We start from the raw sequence: 16,460 nt of genomic DNA, 5'->3' as shown, positions 1-16,460 counted from the left end.
GCGCGGCGCGGCTGGCCCTGATGGCCGGGCCCGTCGCGTTCTTCGCGGTGTTCTTCGCCTACCCGGTCGCCGCGATCGTCGCGCGCGGACTGGAGATCGACGGATCCTGGCGGTTCGGGCGGATCGGGGACGTGCTCGCCCAGTCCGACGTGCGGCACGTGCTGTGGTTCACCACCTGGCAGGCGCTGGCCTCCACCGCGCTCACCCTGCTCCTCGCACTGCCCGGCGCGTACGTCTTCGCCCGGTTCGACTTTCCCGGCAAGCAGGTGCTGCGGGCGGTGGTGACCGTGCCCTTCGTGCTGCCGACGGTCGTCGTCGGTACCGCTTTCCTGGCGTTGGTGGGGCGCGGCGGGCTGCTCGACGAGCTGTGGGGCGTACGGCTGGACACCACCGTGTGGGCGATCCTGCTCGCGCACGTCTTCTTCAACTACGCCGTCGTCGTACGCACCGTCGGCGGCCTCTGGTCGCAGCTCGACCCGCGGCAGGAGGAGGCCGCGCGGATGCTCGGCGCCTCGCGGCCGAAAGCCTGGCGGCAGGTGACACTGCCCGCGCTCGCGCCCGCCGTGGCCGCCGCCGCGCTGATGGTGTTCCTGTTCACCTTCACCTCCTTCGGCGTCGTCCAGATCCTCGGCGGACCCGCCTTCTCCACGCTGGAGGTGGAGATCTACCGGCAGACCTCCCAGATCTTCGACCTGTCCACGGCCGCCGTGCTGACGCTGATCCAGTTCGCCGCGGTGGCCGCCATCCTCGCCGTGCACGCCTGGACGGTACGGCGGCGGGAGAGCGCCCTGCGGCTGGTGGACGCGGCCACGACCGCGCGCCGGCCGCGCGGGACCGGGCAGTGGGCGCTGCTGGCCGGGGTCCTGGTCACCGTCGCCGTGCTGCTGGTGCTGCCGCTCGCCGTGCTGGTCGAGCGGTCGCTCGGCGCGCCCGGGTTCGGCTACTACCGGGCGCTGACCCGGGAGGACGGCGGCACCTTCCTCGTCCCGCCGATCGAGGCCATCGGCAACAGCCTCCAGTACGCCGTCGTCGCCACCGCCATCGCCGTGGTGATCGGCGCGCTGGCCGCCGCCGCGCTCACCCGCCGTGACGCGGGCCGCTTCGTACGCGGCTTCGACGCGCTGCTGATGCTGCCGCTCGGGGTGTCCGCCGTGACGGTCGGCTTCGGGTTCCTGATCGCGCTGGACGAACCCCCGCTGGACCTGCGCTCCTCCTGGATCCTCGTGCCGCTCGCGCAGGCGCTGGTCGGTGTCCCCTTCGTCGTACGGACCATGCTGCCGGTGCTGCGGGCGGTGGACGTACGGCTGCGGGAGGCGGCGGCGGTGCTCGGGGCGTCGCCGTGGCGGGTGTGGCGCGAGGTCGACCTGCCGATGGTGCGGCGGGCGCTGCTGGTCGCGGCCGGATTCGCCTTCGCGGTGTCGCTCGGGGAGTTCGGGGCGACCGTGTTCATCGCGCGGCCCGACAACCCGACGCTGCCGGTGGCCGTGGCGCGGCTGCTGGGGCGCCCCGGGGACATGAACTACGGCCAGGCGATGGCTCTTTCGACGATTCTGATGCTGGTGTGCGCCGTGGCCCTGGTGGTGCTGGAGCGGCTGCGGACCGACCGGAGCGGGGAGTTCTAGGGATGCTGCTCAGCCTTGAGGGCGCGACGGTCCGCTTCGGCGGGCGGGCCGTGCTCGACGCCGTCGACCTGGGTGTCGCCGAGCACGAGGTGGTGTGCGTGCTCGGGCCCAGCGGCAGCGGCAAGTCGACGCTGCTGCGGGCGGTCGCCGGGCTCCAGCCGCTGGACGCCGGGCGGGTGACGCTGGACGGGCGGGACCAGTCCGGGGTACCCGCGCACAAGCGCGAGGTCGGGCTGATGTTCCAGGACCACCAGCTCTTCCCGCAGCGGGACGTGGCCGGAAACATCGCCTTCGGACCGCGGATGCGTGGTGCCTCGCGCGCCGGACAGCGGGAGCGGGTGGGGGAGTTGCTGGAACTGGTCGGGCTGCCGGGTGCCGGTCGCCGCTCCGTCGCCGCGCTCTCCGGCGGGGAGCAGCAGCGGGTGGCGCTGGCCCGGGCCCTCGCACCCCGGCCCCGGCTGCTGATGCTGGACGAGCCGCTCGGCCAGCTCGACCGCTCGCTGCGGGAGCGCCTCGTCGTCGAACTCCGGGAACTGTTCGGCCGGTTGGGCACCACCGTGCTCGCCGTGACGCACGACCAGGGGGAGGCCTTCGCGCTCGCCGACCGGGTCGTGGTGATGCGGGACGGGCGGATCGCCCAGTCCGGGACGCCTCTTGAGGTGTGGCAGCGGCCGGCCGACGCGTTCGTGGCCCGCTTCCTCGGCTTCGACAACGTCGTCGAGGCGACCGTCGCGGGACAGGTCGCGGACACCCCGTGGGGGAAGGTGCCGGTCCCCGAGGACGCCCCGCAGGGCGCCCGTACCCTGCTCGTCCGGCCCGCCGGCGTACGCATGGTGGCCGCCGGCGAGGGGCTGCGCTGCAGGGTCACCGCACGCACCTTCCGGGGCACCCACGTCGCCGTCCACCTCCAGCCCGAGGACGGGCCGCGCCTGGAGGCCGCGTGCGCGCTGCGGGCGGCACCGGAGGTCGGGAACACGACGGGGGTGGAGTTCGACGGGGCGGAAATCGTCGTGCTCCGGTGATCGTCCGGGTCGTAGGGTGAAGGCACACACGACGGTGGCCCGCCCCCGGCCGGGGACGGGCCACCACTGCCGCGCACCGGTGTGCGAGGCGTCAGCGGTTGCCGTTGGCTCCGCGACGGCGCAGGCCGAAGAAGACCGCGCCGCCGCCGATGGCGACCAGGGCCGCCGCGACGCCGGCGATCATGCCGGTGTTGGAGTTCGCGCCGGTCTCGGCGAGGTTGGACTCACCGGCCGCGGGGGACGGGGCGTTGCTCGGCACGGCCGCCGGCGCGGTGCTCTCGCTCTGCGACGGGGCCGGGGCCGACGTGGACGGCGCCGGGGTCGGCGTCTCCGTCTCCTCGGCCGGGGTGGAGGCGCTTTCCGACGGGGTCGGGGTCGGGGTGTCCTCCGTCTTGCAGGGGGTCGACGGGGTCACGAGGTTCGGCTTGATGTCCTCGTCGACGTACTTGTCGGCCTTGACATGGATGCGGTATTCGGCGTTCGGCTGCCAGTCCGCGGCGAAGGTGATGGTGCTGCCCTCGCGCGAGCCCCTGACCACCTGCTCGCCGATCTTCTCGGCGTCGGCGCCGTTGTTCTGCAGGTACACGGTGACGGTGGCGGGGATACCGGCGGGGTCCACGTCGGTGACGGTGATGACGCCCTTGTCGCCTTCGCACTTGGCGGCGGCGGAGAACTCGCTGATGTCGCAGGCGAGCGCGTTGCCGGCGGCGCCGATCGCCAGGGCCACCGAGGCGGAGGCGACGCCGAGGGCACGGACGCCACGGCGGGATGCGGTGCTTCTGAGTATGGACAGGACTGCCACGTTTGTCCTTTACGGGAGCGCAGATGCGGGGGGTGAAGAGGGTGCTGACGCGTGATGAGGGGCATCAGCACACCCACGAGCCTCACTGGTCTATAAGCGGTGCATAAGCAGTGTCAACGCATATGCCGGTCAAGGGCGTTGACTTTGCCGTCTTATTAACCGCCGAGACGTTTCAGCGCTTGCGGAGCCTCCTCGATCCGGTCGACGAGCGCGATCCGGGACTGCATCGTCCGCCCCCCGGCGAGCGACGTGAGCAGCGGCCACGCGGGCAGCTTCTCCGTCCAGTGCGCCCGGTCCACCAGCACCATCGGCGTGGGCTCGCCCCGCGACTCGTAGTAGTTCGGCGTCGCGTTGTCGAAGATCTCCTGTACGGTCCCGGCGGCGCCCGGCAGGAAGACCACGCCCGCGGTGGAGCGGGCCAGCAGGCCGTCCTCGCGGGTGGCGTTGGCGAAGTACTTCGCGATGTGCGCGGCGAAGGCGTTCGGCGGCTCGTGGCCGTAGAACCAGGTCGGGATGCCGACCGAGGCGCCACCCCCGGGCCAGCGTTCGCGCACCTCGAACGCGGACCGCGCCCAGTCGGTGACCGACGGCGTGAACGACGCGACCTTGGCGAGGAGCGGCAGCGCGTCCTCCAGCATCCCGTCGTCGAACGGGGCCGCGTAGGCGCCGAGGTTCGCCGCCTCCATCGCGCCCGGACCGCCGCCGGTGGCCACGGTGAACCCGGCGCGGGCCAGTTCGCGGCCCAGGCGCGCGGCGCCCGCGTACGACCTGGTGCCGCGCGCCATGGCGTGACCGCCCATGACGCCCACCACCCGGGCGTCTGCGAGGAGTTCGTCGATCGCGTCGGAGACGGCGTCGTCGTGGATCGCCCGCAGCATGGAGGCGAAGACGTCGCCGTCCGCCTTGGTCTGCTGGAACCAGTCGTGGGCGAGGGCGTCCGGTGTCGCCTCGTAGCCCTCGTCGAGACGGGCGAACAGTTCGTCGGGGGAGTAGACGCGTCCGCGGTACGGATCGAAGGGCAGGCCCGGTATGGGCGGGAAGACCAGGGCACCGGCGGCGCGCACCCGGGTGGCCGCCTCGGGCGCCATCGGGCAGCCGAGGAAGACGGCGCCCGCGGTGTCCGCGGACATCAGCGCGTCCGTACGGGCCGTCAGGTCGACGGCCTGGAGGCGGTAGTGGCTGAGTGTGCCGTGCGCCGAGAGGACGGAGTCGAACTCGGCGAGGCTCTCGATCTCCCGGTCGTGGGAGGCGTGGTGGGACTGGTGCTGTCTCTGTGACCGGGCCTGGGCCTGGGCGGGTGTCGGTTCCACCCGCCCATGCTAGGCGTGGGTCCGGCTCAGCCCTCGACCGCGGCCGGGTCCATCCACACGACCTCGAAGGTGTGGCCGTCGATGTCGTCGAAGGCGCGGCCGTACATGAAGCCGTGGTCCTGGGTCTCGCCGGAGACCGAGCCGCCGGCCGCGACCGCCTTCTCCACCAGCTCGTCGACCTTCTCGCGGCTCTCGGCGCTCAGCGCGAGCAGCACCTCGCTGGACTTCGTCGAGTCCACGATGTCCTTCTTCGTGAACTGGCGGTACTTCTCCGGCGTGTGCACCATCACGACGATGGTCTCGCTCAGCGGGATCGACGCGGTGGTGTCGTCGCTGAACTGGGCGTTGATCTCGTAGCCGAGCCCGGTGAAGAACTTCTTCGAGGCGTCGAGATTGTTGGTGGCCAGGTTCACGAAGATCATCTGCTGGTACATGAGGGCCTCTCCCGTCGGTGTCCTGCTGTTGTCATGCCGTTCGAAGGGTTAGACGCGAGGGGCGGGCGGAACTCATCGCTGGTTCGCGGATTTATTCGAGAATCTTTTCCGCCGGGTCGGAGGGCCGGCGGGGGCGTTGCGTCAGCCGGCCAGGGGCAGTGACGCCAGCTGCGCGACGATCAGCGTCAGCGGGCCGAACAGGGCGAGCAGCGCGCCCGCGCGTACGGCGGCGGCGGCGCGCAGGGTGGCCGGGGGCGCGCCCAGCCGCAGCAGGGCGTCCGTCGTGTCGGCTCGGGCGTGCTTGGCCTCGACGGCCGCGGTGAGGAGGGTGGCCACCGTGCAGCCGACCACGAGGAGGACGCCGAGGACGCTCAGCGGGCCGAAGGCCGGCCCGTCCGCGCCGTACAGGGCGGTCCCCGCGTAGGCCCCGGAGGCCACGGCGCAGACGACGCCGAGGGGGCGGCCGACGCGGTGCGACTCGTCCATCAGGACGCGGCCGGCCAGGAGGCGCAGGGCGCCGGGGCGGGCGGTCTGGAGCAGGCGGCCGCACAGGTGGGTGAGGCCGGGCCCGGCCATGGCGAGGCCCAGGGCGGTGAGGGCCCAGCCGATGAGGACGCCGGCCGAGGGAGTGGTGCCGGGAGCGGAGGCGGCGGTCGTGTTGCCGGCGTAGGTCTCCACGGCGAGGCCCGCGGTGAGTACGGCGATGCCCCAGGGGAGGGTGGTGGTGTTCTGGGGGCGGGGTGGGGGCGCGGTGGTGGCTGTGGCCTCGGTCGGGGGTGGGGTCGGGCGGTCGGGTACGGCGTCCGGCGTCGGCTGCGGGGCGTCCGCCGGGGGTGTCGGGTGGGTGGCACTGGCCTGCGTCAGCAAGGCGCCGCCGGCGCCCGCCCCTGCCGCCCCAGCGGCACGACCGCCCGCGAGGGGTGCGGCGGGGCTGCCCGCGGGTGAGGCCGGGGCCAAGCGGGCGCCGAAGCGGCCGTACGTGCCGAAGGTCTCGCGGGCCGCTCCCCAGCCGTACGCGCCGAAGCGGCCGTAGCGACGGGAGCCCGGGGGCGGGGCGGGCCGGGGCTCGCGGGGGCGCAGTGCGAGCGCCACGGCGGCCGACGCGGTGGCCGGTACCAGGGTCAGCAGCGTCAGCGCCGCCGGGAAGGGGAGGGGGTGGCCGATCGCCAGGGCGTCGGTCACGGCGCCGTGGAAAGGCCGGCCCGTCAGGTCCCCGCGCAGGTGGAGGAAGAGGAGCAGGGCCACCACCGAGCCGAGGGCGCCGGTCAGGGCCGTGGTCGTCGCCGACACGGCCATCAGGCGGCCGGGACCCAGGCCGATCGCCGACAGTCCCGGGCGGGGCCGGGTACCGGGGTCGGTGCGGGCCACGGCGACGGCGAGGTACACCGTGGCGGCCAGCGGCGCCGCGCACCAGGCCAGGCGGAGGGCGGCGGCGCCGGGTGCGTCCGGGTGGGTCATCGCGTGACCGAGGGCGCACAGCAGCAGGAAGCCCGTGCCCGCCGAGGCCACCGTGACCAGCAGTCGGCGCAGTTGGACGGCGAGATGGGCGGCGCGGGTCAGGCGGAGAGCGAGCACGCCGCCATGCCTTCCGTTCCGGAGGTTCCAGTGGTTCCGGTGGCTCCGGCGGTTCCGGTGGCCACTGCGGTCTCGGCGACCGGGGGCAGGTGCACGGTCCGTACCCGTCGCCCGTCCAGCAGTGAGACCGTGCGGTCCGCCAGGGCGGCGGTCCGCGCGTCGTGCGTGGCGAGGAGGACGGTGATGCCGTGCGAGCGGGCCGCCGTGGTGAGTGTCCGCAGGACGTGGGCGCGGTCGGCGCGGTGCAGGGGGGCCGTCGGCTCGTCGGCGAAGAGGACCGCGGGGGTGACGGCGAGCGCGCGGGCGATGCAGACGCGCTGCCGCTCGGCCTGCTGGAGTTCGTGCGGGCGCCGGCGGGCCTTGTCGCCGACGTCGAGGCGCTCCAGCCACTCCAGGGCGGCGGTCTTGGCCCGGCGCCGGCCGGTGCCGCGCAGCATGAGGGGCAGGGCGGCGTTCTCCCAGGCGTTGAGCTCCGGGACGAGCACGGGGGCGGGGTCGATCCAGCCGAAGCGGTCGCGGCGCAGGCGCTCGCGGCTGAGCGGGCCCATGGTGTGCATCGGCACGCTGTTGAACCACACCTCGCCGTCCTGCGGCCGGACCAGCCCGGACAGACACCGCAGCAGCGTGGTCTTGCCACTGCCGCGCGGGCCGCTCACGGCGAGGATCTCGCCCTCGCGGACGCCGAGCGACACGCCTTGAAGCGCGGGGGAGCCGTCGTGGTGCTGGAAGCGCAGGGCACGGGCCCAGAGCACGTCGTTGTCCGGCGGAGCCTCCATGGGCGTACACCTCGGTTCTGATCCGTATTTCCCCGGTCACGTCCCTCTTCCGGGGGAACGAAGGCGGGGCCGATCGGTCACTGGGCACCGTAAGGAGTCGCCGCGGGGGATGCCGGACAGCGCGCGGCCCCGGGCCGCCGTTCTCACTCGAACGGGCGGCACGGGGCCGGTGATGATCATCCAGAAGGATGATCGGAGCTCGCGAACGGGGCTCCGCGAACAGAGCCTCGCGAACAGCGCTTCGCGATCAGCGCGCTTCGCCCGGATCGGAGCTTCGCCCGGATCAGAGCTTCGTCCACGCCTCCGTCAGCGTGGCGCGCAGGATCTGCTCGATCTCGTCGAAGGTCTCCTGGTTGGAGATCAGCGGCGGGGCGAGCTGGATGACCGGGTCGCCGCGGTCGTCGGCACGGCAGTACAGGCCGTTGTCGAAGAGCGCCTTCGACAGGAAGCCGTACAGGATCCGCTCGGTCTCCTCGTCGTTGAACGACTCCTTGGTGGCCTTGTCCTTCACCAGCTCGATGCCGTAGAAGAAGCCGTTGCCGCGGACGTCGCCGACGATCGGCAGGTCGAGGAGCTTCTCCAGGGTCGCGCGGAAGTTGCCCTCGTTGTCCAGCACGTGCTTGTTGAGGCCCTCGCGCTCGAACAGGTCGAGGTTGGCGATGCCGACCGCCGCGGAGACGGGGTGGCCGCCGAAGGTGTAGCCGTGCAGGAAGGTGTTGTCACCCTTGTAGAACGGCTCGGCCAGGCGGTCGGAGATGATGCACGCGCCGATCGGGGAGTAGCCCGAGGTCATGCCCTTGGCGCAGGTGATCATGTCCGGGACGTAGCCGAACTTGTCGCAGGCGAACGTCGTGCCGAGGCGGCCGAAGGCGCAGATGACCTCGTCCGAGACGAGCAGCACGTCGTACTGGTCGCAGATCTCGCGCACCCGCTGGAAGTAGCCGGGCGGGGGCGGGAAGCAGCCGCCCGCGTTCTGCACGGGCTCCAGGAAGACGGCCGCGACCGTCTCCGGGCCCTCGAACAGGATCTGCTGCTCGATCTGGTCGGCGGCCCAGCGGCCGTAGGCCTCGGGGTCGTCGCCGTGGATCGGGGCGCGGTAGATGTTGGTGTTCGGTACCTTGTGCGCGCCCGGGACGAGCGGCTCGAAGGGGGCCTTCAGGGCCGGCAGGCCGGTGATGGACAGGGCGCCCTGCGGGGTGCCGTGGTAGGCGACCGCGCGGGAGATGACCTTGTACTTGGTCGGCTTGCCGATCAGCTTGAAGTACTGCTTGGCCAGCTTCCAGGCGGTCTCGACCGCCTCACCGCCGCCGGTGGTGAAGAAGACCTTGTTGAGGTCGCCGGGGGCCTCGTCGGCAAGCCGCTCGGCCAGCTCGACGGCCTTCGGGTGGGCGTAGGACCACACCGGGAAGAAGGCGAGCTCCTGGGCCTGCTTCGAGGCGGTCTCGGCCAGCTCCGTGCGGCCGTGTCCGGCCTGGACCACGAACAGGCCGGCGAGACCGTCGAGGTAGCGCTTGCCCTTGTCGTCGTAGATGTGGGTGCCCTCACCGCGGACGATGGTGGGGACGGGGGCGTTCTCGTACGACGACATGCGGGTGAAGTGCATCCACAGGTGGTCGTACGCGGTCCTGCTGAGGTCCTTGGGGCTGTCGGTGCTCACGATTATCGGGTTCCCCACATATAGGTCTGCTTCTTGAGCTTCATGTAGACGAAGCTCTCGGTGGAGCGCACGCCGGGTACGGCCCGGATGCGTTTGTTGATGACGTCCAGAAGGTGGTCGTCGTCCTCGCAGACGACCTCCACCATCAGGTCGAAGGAGCCCGCGGTCATCACCACGTACTCGCATTCGGACATGGCCGCCACCGCGTCGGCGACGGACTCCACGTCGCCCTCGACGCGGACGCCGACCATCGCTTGCCGGCGGAATCCCACGGTGAGCGGGTCCGTGACGGCGACGATCTGCATCACGCCCTGGTCGAGCAGCTTCTGGACGCGCTGGCGCACGGCCGCCTCCGAAAGGCCCACGGCCTTGCCGATGGCGGCGTACGGCCGGCGGCCGTCCTCCTGGAGCTGCTCGATGATGGCGAGGGAGACGGCGTCCAACTGGGGACCGCCGTTCCTGGACTCGCGGGAGTCCCTCTGGTCTGCGCTTCGACTGGCCACGACTTCACTGTGCACGACGTATCGACAGTTTCGCAAGGCCGGATCGATGAAATTCGTTGTCTGTGGGGTCTGACTCTACGGATTTCGCAACCTTGAGGTGGCCGGGGGTGTTGAAAACGTCGGGTCTCCGTCTAGGGTGGGTGTCTCAGTGTTCGGACAGCCGACAGCCGACAGCGGAAGCCGACAGCGGAAGCCGACAGCGGAAGCCGACAGCCGACAGCGGAAGCTGACAGCCGATGCCGACAGCCGACGGCTGTGAGGTCCGAACACCGGGAGACCTGAAGTAGACACCGAACTTGGAGGGCCGGCAGTGAGCACCGAGCTGCGTCGTCTGCGCAATTACATCGACGGTGAGTTCCGGGACGCCGCCGACGGACGGACCACGGAGGTGGTCAACCCCGCCACGGGCGAGGCCTACGCCACCGCTCCCCTGTCCGGGCAGGCGGACGTGGACGCCGCCATGGCGGCCGCCGCCGCGGCCTTCCCGGCCTGGCGGGACCTCGTCCCGGCCGAGCGCCAGAAGGCCCTGCTGAAGATCGCGGACGCGTTCGAGGAGCGGGCCGAGGAACTGATCGCGGCCGAGGTGGAGAACACGGGCAAGCCCATCGGGCTGACCCGCTCCGAGGAGATCCCGCCGATGGTCGACCAGATCCGCTTCTTCGCGGGTGCGGCGCGGATGCTGGAGGGCCGCTCGGCCGGCGAGTACATGGAGGGCCTGACCTCCATGATCCGCCGCGAGCCGATCGGCGTCTGCGCGCAGGTCGCCCCGTGGAACTACCCGATGATGATGGCCGTGTGGAAGTTCGCCCCGGCGCTCGCGGCGGGCAACACGGTCGTCCTGAAGCCCTCGGACACCACCCCCGCCTCCACGGCCCTGATGGCCGACATCATCGGCTCGATCGTGCCCAAGGGCGTCTTCAACGTCGTCTGCGGCGACCGCGACACCGGCCGCCTGATGGTCGAGCACGAGACCCCGGCGATGGCCTCCATCACCGGCTCGGTGCGGGCCGGCATGTCGGTCGCCGAGTCGGCGTCGAAGGACCTCAAGCGCGTCCACCTGGAGCTGGGCGGCAAGGCGCCGGTCGTCGTCTTCGAGGACACCGACATCCCCAAGGCCGTCGGGGGCATCTCGGAGGCGGGCTACTTCAACGCCGGCCAGGACTGCACCGCGGCCACCCGCGTACTGGTCCACGAGTCGATCCACGACGAGTTCGTGAGCGCGCTCGCCAAGGCCGCCTCCGAGATCAAGACCGGTCAGCCGGACGACGAGGACGTGCTGTACGGCCCGCTCAACAACCCCAACCAGCTCAAGCAGGTCGCCGGGTTCATCGAGCGTCTCCCCGCCCACGCCAAGGTCGAGGCGGGCGGCCACCAGGTCGGCGAGAAGGGCTACTTCTACGCCCCGACCGTCGTCTCGGGCCTCAAGCAGGACGACGAGATCGTCCAGAAGGAGGTCTTCGGCCCCGTCATCACCGTCCAGTCCTTCAGCGACGAGGACCAGGCCGTCGAGTGGGCCAACGGCGTCGAGTACGCCCTCGCCTCCTCCGTGTGGACCAAGGACCACGGCCGCGCCATGCGGATGTCCAAGCGGCTGGACTTCGGCTGCGTGTGGATCAACACCCACATCCCGCTGGTCGCCGAGATGCCGCACGGCGGCTTCAAGAAGTCCGGCTACGGCAAGGACCTGTCGGGTTACGGCTTCGAGGACTACACCCGGATCAAGCACGTGATGACGTCGCTGGACGCGTGACGGACGGTTCCACGGGTGCGGCCCCGGACGGGAAACCCCGTCCGGGGCCGCACCGCGTCCGGGGCGAACTCGCCCAGCGTCCGGGGCGAACCCGCCCCGGTCGACAGGGTGTCGGGCCTGGGCGGAGGCGCTCGACGCAGCGTCGATTGTCCGGGTGAGCGCGGGCACGGGATCCTTCGGGGCATGCCCCAGCTCCCGAAGACGCCCTCGCTTCCCCGTCGTACGCTGCTGCGCGGTCTGGGCGGTTCCGCCGCGCTCGGCGCGCTGGCCGGCTGCGGTGTGCCCGCCGCGTACGTCGCCCCGGGCGACCGCGCCGCGACCGACCGGTCCGCCACCGAGCAACGGCTGACCTGGGCGAACTGGCCGCTGTACATCGACACCGACGACGAGCACCCGAGCCGGCGGCCCACGCTGGAGGCGTTCGGGAAGCGGTCGGGCATCTCCGTCGAGTACATCGAGGAGATCAACGACAACGACGAGTTCTTCGGCAAGATCAGCCCGTCCCTGATGAACCACCAGCCCACCGGCCGCGACCTGATCGTCATCAGCGACTGGATGTGCGGGCGGTTCGTCCGGCTCGGCTGGGTGCAGGAGATGGACCGCTCCCGCCAGCCGAACGTCACCGAGTACCTCGACCCGCTGCTGCGTTCGCCCGCCTTCGACCCGGGCCGGAAGTTCACCGTGCCCTGGCAGTCGGGCATCACCGGCATCGCCTACAACCGCCGCAGGCTCGGCCGGGAGATCCGGCACGTGTCCGACCTGTGGGCGGCCGACCTCAAGGGCCGGGTGACCCTCCTCTCGGGCCTCGACGAGGCGTTCGCGCTGCTGATGCTGGGCAACGGCGTGGACATCACCGACTGGACGGCGGACGACTTCCACCTGGTCTGCGACCAGGTGCGGAAGCAGGTGGACAAGGGCCAGATCCGCCGCTTCACCGGGAACGACTACATCAAGGACCTCTCCAGCGGGGACGTCCTGGCCTGCCAGGCGTACTCCGGTGACGTGATCCAGCTCCAGGCGGACGACCCGGACATCGAGTTCGTCGTCCCCGAGGAGGGGGCCGAACTGTGGGCGGAGTCCCTGATGATCCCCAACCTGGCCCGCCACAAGGCCAACGCCGAGCGGCTGATCGACTACTACTACCAGCCGGAGGTCGCCGCCGAGCTGGCCGCCTGGGTCAACTATGTCTGCCCGGTCCCCGCCGCGCAGGACGTGCTCGCCTCCTCCGACGACGAGGAGACCGCCGCCCTGGCCGAGGACCCGCTGATCTTCCCGGACGCGGCGATGCGCGAACGGCTCGCGATCGCGCGGGACATCGCGGCGGGGGAGCGGATGGAGTTCGCGAAGCGGTGGAACGGGATCGTGGGGGTGTAAACGGGATCGTGGGGGTGCAGCAGACTGACCGGCGTGTTGAATTCAGCAGGTGATGAAAAACTGGGAAGCGCGGTCACGCTGTTCACCCTCTGGGCTCGCCACCGGCTGCGCCGCGCCGGTGTCCTGCGCGCGACGCGCCCGCGCGACCTGGCCGCGGGGGTCGGTCTCGCGGGCGCGGCGGTGGTGGGCTCGCACGTGGTGGCGCGGCGGCTGACGGGGGCCAGCGGGCGGGCGCGTTGCGGTTCCGGGGGTCGGTTCCGACGCGGGCACCGGGGTTGTTGATCACCCTTGGGCGCTGCCGTGCGCCCCGGGCCCCCGGCGCCAGGAACGGCACGACCGCGCTTACGGGGGCGGGCCGGTGACGGCGCCCCCGCGGTCACGCAGGGCGCACAGTACGTCGACGCGGTTGGTCGTGATCGAGTCGACACCCAGGGCGATCAGCCGGCGCATGGAGCGCCGGGTGTCGGGGGTCCACACGGACAGCAGGTAGCCGTCGCCGTGGACGCGCCCGGCCAGCGCCCGGTCCACCAGCCCGAAGCGGTAGTTGAGCCAGCGCGGGTGGATCGCCGCCAGCAGCGCGGGCCGGGGCGGCGCGGCCGTCGTCCAGGTCAGCGCGATCTCGGCGGCCGGGTCGGCGGCGCGCACCGCGAGCATGGCGGTGGCACCCGCGCAGTAGTAGACGCGGTCCTGTGCCCCGCACTCGCGGACGACGTCCACGACGCGCCGGACCGCCCGCTCGTCCGGCCCGCCCGGCAGGTCGAGCATCAGCCGGCGGCCGTCGGTCGCCGCCAGCGCCTCCGCGAGCGTCGGCACCCGGCCCGCGGTGAGCCCGCGCACCTCCTCCGCCGACAGGGAGCGCAGCGGACGGTCCTGCTCCCACAGGCGCTTGAGCGTCTCGTCGTGCAGCAGCACCGGCACGCCGTCCCGGGTGAGCCGTACGTCGGTCTCGACCGCGTCCGCGCCGCGGCGCAGCGCGGAACGCAGTGAGTCGAGGGTGTTCTCGCGGAACAGGTAGGGGTCGCCGCGGTGGGCCACGGCGGTCACCCGGCGCCGCGTGCTCACGAGGTGGCGAGCCACGTCGAGGTGTACGTGTCGATCTCTTCCCGGAGGGCCGCCTTGCCCCGCGCGTCCTGGAACGACGCCTCCACCGCGTTCTTCGCCAGGTCGGCGAGCCCGCGCTCGTCGAGGTCGAGGAGCCGGGCGGCGACGGCGTACTCGTTGTTGAGGTCGGTGCCGAACATCGGCGGGTCGTCGGAGTTGACGGTCACCAGGACACCGGCGCGCGTGAACTCCTTGATCGGGTGCTCGTCCAGGGTGCGTACCGCGCGGGTGGCGATGTTCGAGGTCGGGCACACCTCCAGCGGGATACGCCGCTCGGCGAGGTGCGCCAGCAGCTTCGGGTCCCGCGCCGAACTGGTGCCGTGCCCGATGCGCTCGGCGCGCAGGTCGGTCAGGGCGTCCCACACCGTCTGCGGACCGGTGGTCTCGCCGGCGTGCGGCACCGAGTGCAGCCCGGCGGCGATCGCCCGGTCGAAGTAGGGCTTGAACTGCGGCCGCGCCACCCCGATCTCGGGTCCGCCGAGTCCGAAGGAGACCAGGCCCTCGGGGCGCACCCGGTCGTCGGTGGCGAGCCGCGTCGTCTCCTCGGCGGCCTCCGTACCGGCCTCGCCCGGAATGTCGAAGCACCAGCGCAGTACGGTCCCGAACTCGGCCTCGGCCGCCTTGCGGGCGTCCTCGATCGCGTCCATGAAGGCGCCCTCGTCGATGCCGCGCCGGGTGGAGGAGAACGGGGTGATGGTCAGCTCCGCGTACCGCACCTGCTGACGGGCCATGTCGCGGGCCACCTCGTACGTCAGCAGCCGGACGTCCTCCGGGGTGCGGATCAGGTCGACGACGGACAGGTACACGTCGATGAAGTGCGCGAAGTCCGTGAACGTGAAGTAGTCGACCAGGGCCTCGGGGTCGGTCGGGACCTTGGAGTCGGGGTGGCGCGCGGCCAGTTCCGAGACGATGCGCGGGGAGGCGGAGCCGACGTGGTGGACGTGCAGTTCGGCCTTGGGCAGTCCGGCGATGAAGGCGTGCAGGTCTCGCGGGACGTCGGGGTCGACGAGGTGCTCGGTCAAGGGTTCCTCCCCACAGCGGCGCCCCGGGCCGGAGCGGGCCGGCCGGGCGCGGGTGATCGGCTGATCGGTGACTCGGGATCATCGTAGGCCGGGCCCGTCCCGGGCGGGGACGGGCCGTAGCATGACGGGACGTTCGACAGAGGGGGGCCCGCCCATGCCCGACGACGCGCAGCCGCCGAGAGCCGACGCGCACACGCCGGAAGCTCCGGGGAACGATCCCGCGCCCCGGCCGGCTCCACCCGGTGGCGCCGGTGCCGCCGGTGGCGCCTGGGCGACCCCGGCCGATGGGCACTCCGATGGGCACTCCGAGGGCATCGCGGACGCGACCCCCGGGGTCGGCCTCGACAAGCCGGGCACGTCGGGTGCGCCGGGTGTCTGGGGTACGCCGGGTGCGCCGAGCGGGTCGCGTGAACCGGTCGCCCCGGAGGTCCCGCAGGCCCCGGTCGCCCCTGGCGCACCGGACCGCCGCGCCCAGCCGTCCCCTCCGCCGGCCCGCCCCGGGCCGGGCCCTGAGGACCGGCCTTCGGCGATACCCGGAGCGGGGCCAGACCCGTGGGCGCCGCCGGTGGACGATGCCGTGCCGGCGTCCGACGGCGGCCCCGGGGGCACCCTCGCGGCGGGCGGGCCCGCTCCGTGGTCGGCCCCGTCCGTCCACGACCAGCAGACGGTCACGTCCATGCCGGCGATGGACACCCCGCCGTGGGCAGCCCCGTCCGCCGCGACGCCGGCCAACGGCCCCGCCAACCCCTTCGCGTCGCCGGGCCCGACCGCGGCCGCTATGGGTGCGTCGAACCCCTTCGCGCCCCCGGCCGCGACAGCCGCCACCGGTGCGCCCAACCCCTTCGCGCCCCCGGCCGCGACGCCGCCGTACGTCCAGGACCGGGCAGCGGTCCCGCCGCCGCCCATCGCGCCCGACGGCCCCGGCCAGGTCCCCTACGGCTACCCCGGCCCGGGCGGGTACGGATATCCGGGTGGCCCTGGCGGGTACCCCGGTGCGCAGCCGCAGGGCTACTTCGGCTGGCCCGGCATGGCTCCGATGCCGAGCAACGGCATGGGCACGGCAGGGCTCGTCCTCGGCATCATCGCGGCCGTCGGCTTCTGCCTCTGGCCGCTCGCGATCGTCCTGGGCATCCTCGGCGTCATCTTCGGTGGACTCGGCCGTGCCAAGGCCGGTCGGGGCGAGGCCACCAACGGCGGGCAGGCCCTGGCCGGCATCATCTGCGCGATCGTCGGCATCGCCCTCGGCGTGGGCTTCGGGCTGCTGGTGATCTTCGCGCCCTGAGTGCTGGGCCCGGAGCCGTGAGCCTGGAGTGCTGGGCCCGGAGCCGCGAGTCCGGAGCGCCGGGTCCGGAGCCGCGAGTCCGGAGCGCCGGGTCCGGAGCCGCGAGCCTGGAGTGCTGGGCCCGGAGCCGCGAGCCTGGAGTGCTGGGCCCGGAGCCGCGAGCCTGGAGCGCTGGGCCCGGAGCCGCAAGTCCGGAGCGCCGGGCCCGGAGCGCCGGGCCGTGAGCAGTG

General features: G+C 72.5%; 13 protein-coding genes and 1 pseudogene. 5 read left to right on the top strand and 9 right to left on the bottom strand.

Annotation, left to right across the window (positions count from 1 at the left end):
• Nucleotides 1–20 precede the first annotated feature (20 nt).
• Nucleotides 21–1,622 carry an ABC transporter permease gene (locus ACIQ6R_RS30230; RefSeq protein WP_404224776.1) on the top strand — a complete coding sequence of 534 codons (1,602 nt, stop codon included), beginning with the start codon at nucleotides 21–23 and terminating at the stop codon, nucleotides 1,620–1,622.
• A 2-nt stretch (nucleotides 1,623–1,624) separates the two neighbouring features.
• A complete protein-coding gene (locus tag ACIQ6R_RS30225) occupies nucleotides 1,625–2,644 on the top strand; it encodes an ABC transporter ATP-binding protein (protein WP_404183070.1) in 1,020 nt (339 codons plus the stop codon).
• Nucleotides 2,645–2,735: 91 nt separating this feature from the next.
• Here ACIQ6R_RS30225 and ACIQ6R_RS30220 read toward each other — a convergent pair whose 3' ends face one another.
• The 7 genes from ACIQ6R_RS30220 to ACIQ6R_RS30190 all read right to left on the bottom strand — a co-directional run bounded on the left by ACIQ6R_RS30220 (nucleotide 2,736) and on the right by ACIQ6R_RS30190 (nucleotide 9,716).
• Entirely contained in the window at nucleotides 2,736–3,446 is a 711-nt protein-coding gene (locus ACIQ6R_RS30220; protein ID WP_404183064.1) for an LAETG motif-containing sortase-dependent surface protein, read from the bottom strand.
• 155 nt (nucleotides 3,447–3,601) lie between these two features.
• On the bottom strand, nucleotides 3,602–4,756 hold the full coding sequence (locus tag ACIQ6R_RS30215; protein ID WP_404224774.1) for an LOG family protein: 1,155 nt from the start codon (nucleotides 4,754–4,756) through the stop codon (nucleotides 3,602–3,604).
• Nucleotides 4,757–4,782: 26 nt separating this feature from the next.
• Nucleotides 4,783–5,190, bottom strand: a complete 408-nt coding sequence (locus ACIQ6R_RS30210; RefSeq protein WP_404183058.1) for a VOC family protein — start codon at nucleotides 5,188–5,190, stop codon at nucleotides 4,783–4,785.
• 141 nt (nucleotides 5,191–5,331) lie between these two features.
• Nucleotides 5,332–6,765, bottom strand: coding sequence for a hypothetical protein (locus ACIQ6R_RS30205; RefSeq protein ID WP_404224773.1), 1,434 nt, complete (start codon nucleotides 6,763–6,765; stop codon nucleotides 5,332–5,334).
• Nucleotides 6,747–7,541 (bottom strand): ABC transporter ATP-binding protein, encoded by a 795-nt coding sequence (locus tag ACIQ6R_RS30200; protein ID WP_404224771.1) that lies wholly within the window; start codon nucleotides 7,539–7,541, stop codon nucleotides 6,747–6,749. Before ACIQ6R_RS30200 ends, ACIQ6R_RS30205 begins: the two co-directional genes overlap by 19 nt.
• Before the next feature lie 283 nt (nucleotides 7,542–7,824).
• On the bottom strand, nucleotides 7,825–9,198 hold the full coding sequence (locus ACIQ6R_RS30195; RefSeq protein WP_404183049.1) for an aspartate aminotransferase family protein: 1,374 nt from the start codon (nucleotides 9,196–9,198) through the stop codon (nucleotides 7,825–7,827).
• A 2-nt stretch (nucleotides 9,199–9,200) separates the two neighbouring features.
• Nucleotides 9,201–9,716, bottom strand: coding sequence for an Lrp/AsnC family transcriptional regulator (locus ACIQ6R_RS30190; RefSeq protein ID WP_404183046.1), 516 nt, complete (start codon nucleotides 9,714–9,716; stop codon nucleotides 9,201–9,203).
• 295 nt (nucleotides 9,717–10,011) lie between these two features.
• On the opposite strand from ACIQ6R_RS30190, the gene ACIQ6R_RS30185 reads away from it, so the two are divergent.
• Complete coding sequence (locus tag ACIQ6R_RS30185; protein WP_404183043.1) at nucleotides 10,012–11,451, top strand: gamma-aminobutyraldehyde dehydrogenase; 1,440 nt, start codon at nucleotides 10,012–10,014, stop codon at nucleotides 11,449–11,451.
• A 183-nt stretch (nucleotides 11,452–11,634) separates the two neighbouring features.
• Complete coding sequence (locus ACIQ6R_RS30180; protein ID WP_404183040.1) at nucleotides 11,635–12,825, top strand: spermidine/putrescine ABC transporter substrate-binding protein; 1,191 nt, start codon at nucleotides 11,635–11,637, stop codon at nucleotides 12,823–12,825.
• A gap of 342 nt (nucleotides 12,826–13,167) precedes the next feature.
• Here the strand turns inward: ACIQ6R_RS30180 and ACIQ6R_RS30175 are convergent, their stop codons facing one another.
• Entirely contained in the window at nucleotides 13,168–13,887 is a 720-nt protein-coding gene (locus ACIQ6R_RS30175; protein ID WP_404224770.1) for a glycerophosphodiester phosphodiesterase, read from the bottom strand.
• Nucleotides 13,884–15,088: pseudogene (locus tag ACIQ6R_RS30170) on the bottom strand (adenosine deaminase). Before ACIQ6R_RS30170 ends, ACIQ6R_RS30175 begins: the two are co-directional and overlap by 4 nt.
• A 437-nt stretch (nucleotides 15,089–15,525) precedes the next feature.
• On the opposite strand from ACIQ6R_RS30170, the gene ACIQ6R_RS30165 reads away from it, so the two are divergent.
• Nucleotides 15,526–16,230 (top strand): hypothetical protein, encoded by a 705-nt coding sequence (locus ACIQ6R_RS30165; protein ID WP_404224769.1) that lies wholly within the window; start codon nucleotides 15,526–15,528, stop codon nucleotides 16,228–16,230.
• Nucleotides 16,231–16,460 lie beyond the last annotated feature (230 nt).

This window comes from Streptomyces sp. NPDC096048 (assembly GCF_044763415.1).
Classification (GTDB): Bacteria; Actinomycetota; Actinomycetes; order Streptomycetales; family Streptomycetaceae; genus Streptomyces.
Note: the sequence above shows the minus strand (reverse complement) of the source record. Positions and strands in the feature narration are given on the sequence as shown.